This window comes from Nocardia seriolae NBRC 15557, assembly GCF_007990715.1.
GTDB classification, from domain to species: Bacteria; Actinomycetota; Actinomycetes; order Mycobacteriales; family Mycobacteriaceae; genus Nocardia; species Nocardia seriolae.
Window position 1 is genome coordinate 1 of record NZ_BJWY01000052.1, and the last position, 628, is coordinate 628.

Consider the following 628-nt stretch of genomic DNA (forward strand, 5'->3'; position numbering starts at 1 on the left):
CGACACTAGGCCGTCGTGGTGGCCGGGGGCTGGGTGATCGAGGTCGAGGAACCAGAGGTCACCAGGTGGGCGATCGCCAGGAGGAGGTCGGTGAAACCACTTCCGGTGTAAAGAGGCATTGGGATTCCTTTCGGAGTTTTCTTCTGTCGTGCAGTGCGAATTACTTCGCGTTATCGCTCTTGAGCTTGGGGCTCTTGGGGTTGTAGCTCGTCGTGGAACCACTGCCGAGGAACTTCAGCACCTGGGTGATGATGGCGCCGATGTCGACCGTGGTGCCGCCGCTGGTATCGGGAGGAGTGGTGGTCATTGTGTTATTTCCCTTTCTGTCGGGGCCACAGTGGCTCCGGGGTCTGGATTGCGGAACAGCTGGTGCGCCGCAGGACTATTCGGACTCGACCGCCATGGCCTGGACCAGTGAGGCCGGACGCATATCCGTCCAGTGCGCCTCGACGTATTCCAGGCAGCTCTGCCGGCGGGCCGGACCGTGCACGGCGTTCCAACCGCCCGGAATGGCGGCGAACACCGGCCACAGCGAATGCTGGGCCTCCTCGTTGACCAGTACGTAGAACTGAGCGTTCTCGTCATCGAAGGGATTACTCATGGGGATTCAGCCTTTCTCACCCGAATT

Annotated in this window: 2 protein-coding genes; both read right to left on the reverse strand. The window is 61.0% G+C overall.

Translation table 11 applies throughout. From position 1 onward, the window contains the following. Positions 1 to 160: 160 nt before the first annotated feature. Positions 161 to 307, reverse strand: a complete 147-nt coding sequence (locus NS2_RS36095; protein ID WP_155240041.1) for a hypothetical protein — start codon at positions 305 to 307, stop codon at positions 161 to 163. Positions 308 to 382: 75 nt separating this feature from the next. Then, on the reverse strand, positions 383 to 601 hold the full coding sequence (locus NS2_RS17435) for an MbtH family protein (RefSeq protein WP_033091654.1): 219 nt from the start codon (positions 599 to 601) through the stop codon (positions 383 to 385). Between the last annotated feature and the right edge of the window lie 27 nt (positions 602 to 628).

What these genes read in the sequence shown, in the direction of transcription:
- NS2_RS36095 (WP_155240041.1), bottom strand. Translation starts at nt 307, where the DNA reads ATGACCACCACTCCTCCCGATACCAGCGGCGGCACCACGGTCGACATC.
- NS2_RS17435 (WP_033091654.1), bottom strand. Translation starts at nt 601, where the DNA reads ATGAGTAATCCCTTCGATGACGAGAACGCTCAGTTCTACGTACTGGTC.